This is a genomic window from Pararhizobium polonicum, from assembly GCF_001687365.1.
Taxonomy (GTDB): domain Bacteria; phylum Pseudomonadota; class Alphaproteobacteria; order Rhizobiales; family Rhizobiaceae; genus Pararhizobium; species Pararhizobium polonicum.
This window is the reverse complement of record NZ_LGLV01000020.1, coordinates 156,031-162,430: the sequence shown is the minus strand read 5'-3', so window position 1 is coordinate 162,430 and position 6,400 is coordinate 156,031. Positions and strand designations below refer to the sequence as shown.

The 6,400-nt window shown below is 63.2% G+C and carries 8 protein-coding genes; 1 reads left to right on the top strand and 7 read right to left on the bottom strand.

Features of this window, described 5'->3' with window-relative positions; all coding sequences use genetic code 11:
• Nucleotides 1-343: 343 nt before the first annotated feature.
• The 5 genes from ADU59_RS27350 to ADU59_RS27330 form a co-directional block, all read right to left on the bottom strand.
• A complete protein-coding gene (locus ADU59_RS27350; RefSeq protein WP_068958602.1) occupies nt 344-739 on the bottom strand; it encodes a VOC family protein in 396 nt (131 codons plus the stop codon).
• Nucleotides 740-801: 62 nt separating this feature from the next.
• On the bottom strand, nt 802-1,119 hold the full coding sequence (locus ADU59_RS27345; protein ID WP_068958600.1) for a chaperone modulator CbpM: 318 nt from the start codon (nt 1,117-1,119) through the stop codon (nt 802-804).
• Between the two features lies 1 nt (nt 1,120).
• Nucleotides 1,121-2,026 (bottom strand): DnaJ C-terminal domain-containing protein, encoded by a 906-nt coding sequence (locus ADU59_RS27340; protein ID WP_068958598.1) that lies wholly within the window; start codon nt 2,024-2,026, stop codon nt 1,121-1,123.
• Nucleotides 2,027-2,164: 138 nt separating this feature from the next.
• A complete protein-coding gene (locus ADU59_RS27335; protein ID WP_068958596.1) occupies nt 2,165-3,163 on the bottom strand; it encodes a L,D-transpeptidase family protein in 999 nt (332 codons plus the stop codon).
• Between the two features lie 216 nt (nt 3,164-3,379).
• Nucleotides 3,380-4,078: a L,D-transpeptidase gene (locus ADU59_RS27330; RefSeq protein ID WP_068958636.1), complete on the bottom strand. Its 699-nt coding sequence runs from the start codon at nt 4,076-4,078 to the stop codon at nt 3,380-3,382.
• Nucleotides 4,079-4,486: 408 nt separating this feature from the next.
• Between ADU59_RS27330 and ADU59_RS27325 the strand changes: the two genes are divergently transcribed.
• Nucleotides 4,487-4,822 (top strand): hypothetical protein, encoded by a 336-nt coding sequence (locus tag ADU59_RS27325; RefSeq protein ID WP_068958594.1) that lies wholly within the window; start codon nt 4,487-4,489, stop codon nt 4,820-4,822.
• A 63-nt stretch (nt 4,823-4,885) separates the two neighbouring features.
• On the opposite strand, the gene ADU59_RS27320 is transcribed toward ADU59_RS27325, so the two are convergent.
• Together ADU59_RS27320 and ADU59_RS27315 are read right to left on the bottom strand one after the other, a co-directional pair.
• Nucleotides 4,886-5,872 (bottom strand): DUF1775 domain-containing protein, encoded by a 987-nt coding sequence (locus ADU59_RS27320; RefSeq protein ID WP_068958592.1) that lies wholly within the window; start codon nt 5,870-5,872, stop codon nt 4,886-4,888.
• Nucleotides 5,873-5,973: 101 nt separating this feature from the next.
• The gene (locus ADU59_RS27315; RefSeq protein WP_068958634.1) at nt 5,974-6,369 is read right to left on the bottom strand and encodes a DUF2946 family protein; all 396 of its coding nucleotides are present in this window, start codon (nt 6,367-6,369) and stop codon (nt 5,974-5,976) included.
• Nucleotides 6,370-6,400: the final 31 nt, after the last annotated feature.

The following is a 6,400-nucleotide window of genomic DNA, read 5'->3' as shown; positions in this document are numbered from 1 at the left end:
CTCCTGATCGTTCCGCCGAGGATACACTGCCAGCCGTGGCAGCGAGGCGGGGCCGGCGCCGGGTGTGGGGAAAGGACGGAAGTCCTCATATCGGGGGTTCGCGGAAAATGGTTTCCCTCCGCAGGCTGTCGCGGCTGCGGACGTGCCTGTGCGGCACAGAAGACCGGCCAAGGGGCCGGTTGCAGAGAAACCGGAGTCGCGGGCAAAAACCGCCGAACGGGGCGCTGGCGAAAGCCACTTTCCCACTACAAAACGAGGCTCTTGCGAGCGCCCCGTCCGACTTGCTCTTTGACAACCACGGGCGAAATCCGCCGCGTGAACGCACCAGCATGCCCGGCCGCCGTCAGACAGTTGGCGGCCGGTGGTCGTTGATCTCGATCCAGTAGCCATCCGGGTCCTGCAGGTAGATCTGGCGGAAGCCGTTGCGATGGACGCCGATCCGGCCGGGATTGCCGGGCCAGTCGGTAAAGGGGATGCCGCCGGCGTCAAGCTCGGCGACCAGCGCATCAAGATCGGCGGTGGACACCGCCACATGCGTATCCTTGGTGACATGGGTCGCGCCGAAATCACCCTGGATCAGATGAATGGCGTCGCCGCCACCGATATCGAGCCATGCGACGTTCGCACTGCCGGTGCGCTCGATCGGCGAAAAGCCCATCACGTCGCGGTAGAAGGCAACGCTGCGGTCGAGATCGCGGACCAGCAGTGCAAAATGATCGAGACGATAGGTATGCCGCATCGAGGAGTCCTCCCGTATGTCGCCGCATCATGCAGACAGGCAAGGCGTTGGCGTACCCTCGCCTATCGCATTGCCTCCAGCCGCTTCACGACGCGTTGCGCGGTATCGTCGTCCTGTTCGCGGATCGCCTCCGTCAGCGCCTGCAGTTTGGCCCGCAGGCCGTGAACCTGATCGACGAGCGCCATGATGACGTCGATGCCGTCATGGTTGACGCCCATGGTCTCGGTGAGATCAAGGATGAGGAAGCCGCGGGCTAGGTCGGCGTCGTGAAATTCGGAATCGTCATCGGTCATTTCCGGAATGATCCACTGGCGGTCGATCCATATGGTCAGCGTGGAGGAAACGATGCTGAGACGCTCGCAATACTCCAAATGATTCATGTCAACCTCCCCAGGTTTTGCGAGGATTGTGCGCCTCTCCTGCCCGCCAGGACGTGGCGAATGCCGTCAGTTCGGCGTCTGCGGTTTCGGGAAGCGTGATGCTGACGGTAATGTACTGGTCGCCGTTGCCGCCGCCGCGCCGGGTCACGCCCTTGCCCTTGAGGCGCAGCGTCTTTCCGGTGCTCGAATTGGGCGGCAGCGTCAGCGCCACATGGCCGGATATCGTCGGGATGGTCACCTTGCCGCCGAGGATCGCCTCGCGCAGCGAGATCGGCATCTCGATGCGGATATCGTCGCCGTCGCGTGTAAAGATCGGGTGCGGCCTGACATGCATTTCGATCAGCGCGTCGCCAGCCGGGCTGCCGCCGGAACCGGGCCCGCCCTTGCCGCGCAGCCGAAGCGTCTGCCCCTCCTGCGTTCCCGGCGGAACCTGCAGGTCGAGCGTCGTCCCGTCCGGCAGCGTGATCTGCTGCTTGGAGCCGTTGACGGCATCGAGGAAATCCACTTCCATGGAGAAGTTCAAATCTCTACCCCGCGTTTGCCCGCGGCCGCGCCGGGAAAAGAAGCTCGAAAACATGTCGTCGCTCTCGCCGAAATCCGAGAAGCCGCTCGTGCTCTGGTAGCGCGTGTCCTTGCCCGGCGATGCCGCATAGTCCCGGTAGTAGTTGCGCGGCGCCTGCTCGGTGCCGGCGCCATCGATTTCCCCCTTGTCGAAGCGGGCCCGCTTTTCCTCGTCACCCAGCAGCGAATAGGCGGAAGACACCGTCTTGAACCGGTCCTCGGCACTCTTGTCGCCGGGGTTGAGGTCGGGATGGAGTTTCTTCGCAAGCTTGCGATAGGCACTCTGGATCTCTTTTTGCGTCGCGGTTTTCGCCACGCCGAGCGTTTGGTAGGGGTCGTTGGCCATTGGGCTCCCGCCACAGCGTTGTGGTGAACATGAAGATAGGTCAGCTGCGGTCCAGAGCAAGCACGGGAAGGCGCTGACGGGGGCTGAAAATATCGCTCTTTAAACCACGCAATGAGGCCGCGTGATACCGCAAAACACTCACCGCCCGTCGAACGGGTCCGCAAGTGCCGCATCCGGGCGGCTGATCGGGTATTTTGTACCGGAGACGCTGGCCGCCAGCTTCTTCGGGCCCTGCGTCTTCAACAGCGCCCGGAAGCTCGGATGCATGCCGCCGTCGGAATAGGCGCTCAGCGTCGTGCTGGCCGGCACAGAGCCGGTGATCGCCATGTCGACCTTGCGCTCTTCCGCTTCGATCCTGGCCATCGCCTGCGGTTCGAGCTGGTTGATCACCGGCGGGCAGGCCGCCAGCGGATCGGCCGGCTCGCCGCCCTCGAATTCCTTGTTGAAGACATAGCGGCGCTCGCAGACGGAAACCTTCGGCTGCCGGCGCGTCACCTCGAAGGCATCGTAGCCCTCCTTCATCGTGCGCCAGAAGGACATGTTGGGATCGCCGCGATGCAGCGCCATGTTCTTGGCCGTCATGCGGAAGGGAAAGGCCTGGACCTGAAACTTGTCCTGCCCGCCGGCCAGCGATTTCTGCACGATCGCGTAGATCTCGCCGACGCCCTGGTCGGTCATGGCGTAGCAGCCCGACGACGAGCAGGCGCCGTGCACCATCAGCGCCTCGCCGGTATAGCCGAGCGCCGATTCCAGCCGGTTGGGATAGCCGAGGTTGAAGGAGACGTAGAATTGCGAATTCGGGTTCAGCATGCCTGCCGAGACGTGATAAAAGCCTTCCGGCGCATGGCGGTCGCCGGTCTTGGTCTTCGGCCCAAGCTCCCCGGACCAGCGGCAGATCGGATAGGTCTTCAACAGCGCATAGGCGCCGGTCTTGTCGACCTTCCAGACCTCCAGCTCGCTCTCCTGCTTGAAGATGCGCACCAGCACCGGGCTTTCCGGCTTCATGCCCTTCTTCGACATCTCGGCGATCATCTTGCCGCTCAGCTTCGGCGGCGCCTGGGAGATATCGTCCAGCGCCATGCAGCCCGACAGCGCAGCCCCCAGCGCCAGCACGGCAAGTGTCCGCGACACCAGCATGCGGGCGGACGTGATGCGCTTTGCGGCCCGATGAAGGGGATGAAAACAAGTCATGGAAGCGTCTATCGCCTGAAATCGCGCCAAAGTTTTGTCGAACGGAGCATATCAGGACAATCGCCCCGATCAATGCGTGCAGAATCGGACATTGCAGTTAGCGTTCGGTTAATGCCCCTGCGCGCGGCCACGGGCAGACGCACCGCGCCTGCCCGCCACGCCTTACTGCCAGACGACGATCTTCGCCTTCGCGGGAACGCGCTGATAGAGGTCGATGACATCCTGGTTCATCAGCCGCACGCAGCCCGACGACACCGCCTTGCCGATCGATTGCCATTCCGGATTGCCGTGCAGCCGGTAGAGCGTGTCCTGGCCATTCTGGAAAATGTACAGCGCCCGGGCGCCGAGCGGGTTCTTGAGACCCGGCTCCATGCCGCCATTTGCGATCGAATATTTGGCAAGGCTCGGCTGGCGGGCAACCATTTCGTTCGGCGGCTTCCAGCGCGGCCATGGCTGGCGCCAGTGGATGACACCGTCGCCCTGCCAGGCAAAGCCCTCGCGGCCGATGCCGACGCCGTAGCGCATCGCCGTACCGCCCGGCTCGACCACATAGAGGAAACGCGACGGCGTATCGACGACGACCGTACCGGGCGCCTCGCCGGTCCGGTCGGCGACGCGCTGGCGGTAGAATTTCGGATCGATCTGCTGATAGGGAATGGCCGGGATCTGATAGCCGCCGTCCACGACCGGCCCGTACATCACCTGCAACTCGGCATCCGACGGCGGACCGATGGGCCGGGTGATCCTCGCCGGCATGGGCGCCGACCGGCCTCCCGGCATGGTGGTGGTACAGCCGGCAAGCGTGCCGGCCGCAAGGACGCCAAGAAAGCCCCGGCGGGAGAAACTGTGTTCGATCGTCATGAGCCCCATCAATCCGCTTTGATTATCCAATTCCATCCGCCGAAAACAACCGGAGGTGTTCGCCTCGGCGAGCACCGTGCATCCTGTGTCCGTCCGCGAGAATCGGAACCGCAAAGTCTTTATGACTGCAATTTCTTCGGTTTCCAACGCCATATCATGCCGCGGGCATCACGATTCCGCTCCGGTCACCATATCGTGAAGGGCCGGGCCCGGCGATATCCGCGCATGCGCGTCCTGGATGAAACATCATCCCTGCCCCGCCTCGCCGCATTCCCCGTTTTCGAGCGGAGGATCGATAGGATTTGCCTTAAATGCCAGCACCCAATTTCACCGGGATGAAACTGCGGACGGCTTAAAAATGGAACGATTGCCACTTTAAAGGGAGCGCCCGCCAAGGGTAGATCGTCGATGTCGCAGGTCATTACCATGTCAGCCACGACGGCGGCCTATGCGGCGCAAGCCATCAAGCCGTCCGCGCGCATGAGCGGCGATGGCCCGACCGACGAGGCGATCACATTGCTGTCGGCCAGGCCAAAGGACGATGCGGTCAATACCCACGCCGCGATTGCCGCCCTTCGCAGCCCGACATCGCTGTCGCTGATGCTGATGAGTTCCAACAGCCGCCTGCCGCAGGGCACGCGCGGCGAAGTGGTACGCCGCTACATGGAATTCGCACCCGATGAGCCGCGGCCTGATGACCGCGACGAGGCTTCGCACCGGGACGATAACGAAACCGGCGATTGACGCCCCACAGAATGACGGCGGCCCGGTTTCCCGCGCCGCCCACCGGGTAGAATATCGCCGGATTTACTTGTGCTTGTGCGCACCACCGGCGGCATTGCCGACGGCAAGCACGTAGCTGACCTTGCCTGCCTTGTCGAACGTCAGCGTGACCGGAATGCTGTCGCCCTCGGTAAACGGCTTCTTCACGTCCATGAACATCAGATGCAGGCCACCGCTTTCAAGCGTGACGGTTTCGCCGGCAGGAATGGCAACGCCCTGCTCCAGCTTGCGCATCTTCATCACGTCGTTCTGCATGGTCATCTCGTGCAGCTCGACGCGGCCGGCAGCCGGGCTTTCGACCGAAACGAGCATATCGCCATCGCTGCCATCGTTCTTGACGATGAAGCCACCGCCGCCGACCTTGGCGCCCGGCAGCATCGCCTTCACCGTACCGCCGGAGATCTCCAGCGCACCGGCCCTGACCGGCGCATCGGTCGTTTCCGTCATGCCGGCCATTCCAGCCATGTCGTCGTGGTGATGTCCGCCGGCCTGCGCAGGCGTCACGGTAACCGTCGGGGCCGGATGCTCCAGCGCATGGGCACTCTGGCCTTCCGCGGCGATCTGGTCCCAGACGACCTTGTCGGAAGCGCCGCAGAGCTGCGTCACCGGAAAGGCGATCTGCGTCTCCTTGTCGAAGCCCGAGATTTTGCCGTTGATCACGAAGGTGTCGTAATAGTCGTCGGACAGGTTGCCGTTCTTCCAGCGGATTTCCAGCGGGCCGGCGGTGACGCTCTTGCCGTGATTGTCATAGCTCTTCCGGTAGTCGCCCTTGATGATCTCAAGCTCCCAGCCGGCCTTGGGCTGCGGCTTGGCGAAAACGAACCCCTCCGGCAGTTTGACCTGTACTTCCGTGGTCGCCTTGCCGTCGCAGCCGTGCGGGATCTGCAGCACGGCATTGAAGCTGCTTTCGGAGGCAACCTCGTCCTGTTGGAAAGACGCATGGGCATGGGCGGTGGCGGTTGCGCCAAGCGAAAATGCGAGCGCAAGAATTGTGGTTCTGGTCTGTGTCATCGATCTGTCTCCGGACCGGTCTTGCCAGCATCGGCAAGACGGTCAACGCCGCGTCAACGGCTGAAATGCTCTGAAAAACGTGAATCGCCGAAGCGACGATGTCAGAGCGAGAGCGGAGGTGCGCGCGACGGCGGCAGGCTGCGCGGATGCGAAACGAAAAGCAGAGGAAAATCAGGCTTGTCCGAGATCAGCGCTGCTAACCGGATGACAAGATAGCTTTCACCGGGCGGTGCCGGCAAAAGCACCGACGCGGCCAGCCGGCAATAATCGCAAACCGGTGCCAGCCCCTCGTGCGAGGAACCGTGGCCTTTGCCGTCGACACCATCCAGCCCGAAGCAGATATCGCCGATCGAACCGTCCGGCAGCCTATAGTCCGCTGCCATCTCCGGGGTGATCTGCCGGGCGAAGGCCGGCTGGTGCGCAAACGACAGGAACAGCAGCGCCAGCGCTGAAAGCACCCGCACCGCACCCCACATATGTCGCCCGGCTCCCGCCATCATCCTCTCCGTCTCGGAGAATTGCGTTATC

Bases quoted from the DNA above. Each gene is read 5' to 3' on its own strand.
- ADU59_RS27345 (WP_068958600.1), bottom strand. From the start codon at position 1,119: ATGAATCATTTGGAGTATTGCGAGCGTCTCAGCATCGTTTCCTCCACG.
- ADU59_RS27320 (WP_068958592.1), bottom strand. From the start codon at position 5,872: ATGACACAGACCAGAACCACAATTCTTGCGCTCGCATTTTCGCTTGGC.
- ADU59_RS27335 (WP_068958596.1), bottom strand. From the start codon at position 3,163: ATGCTGGTGTCGCGGACACTTGCCGTGCTGGCGCTGGGGGCTGCGCTG.
- ADU59_RS27315 (WP_068958634.1), bottom strand. From the start codon at position 6,369: ATGGCGGGAGCCGGGCGACATATGTGGGGTGCGGTGCGGGTGCTTTCA.
- ADU59_RS27330 (WP_068958636.1), bottom strand. From the start codon at position 4,078: ATGACGATCGAACACAGTTTCTCCCGCCGGGGCTTTCTTGGCGTCCTT.
- ADU59_RS27340 (WP_068958598.1), bottom strand. From the start codon at position 2,026: ATGGCCAACGACCCCTACCAAACGCTCGGCGTGGCGAAAACCGCGACG.
- ADU59_RS27325 (WP_068958594.1), top strand. From the start codon at position 4,487: ATGTCGCAGGTCATTACCATGTCAGCCACGACGGCGGCCTATGCGGCG.
- ADU59_RS27350 (WP_068958602.1), bottom strand. From the start codon at position 739: ATGCGGCATACCTATCGTCTCGATCATTTTGCACTGCTGGTCCGCGAT.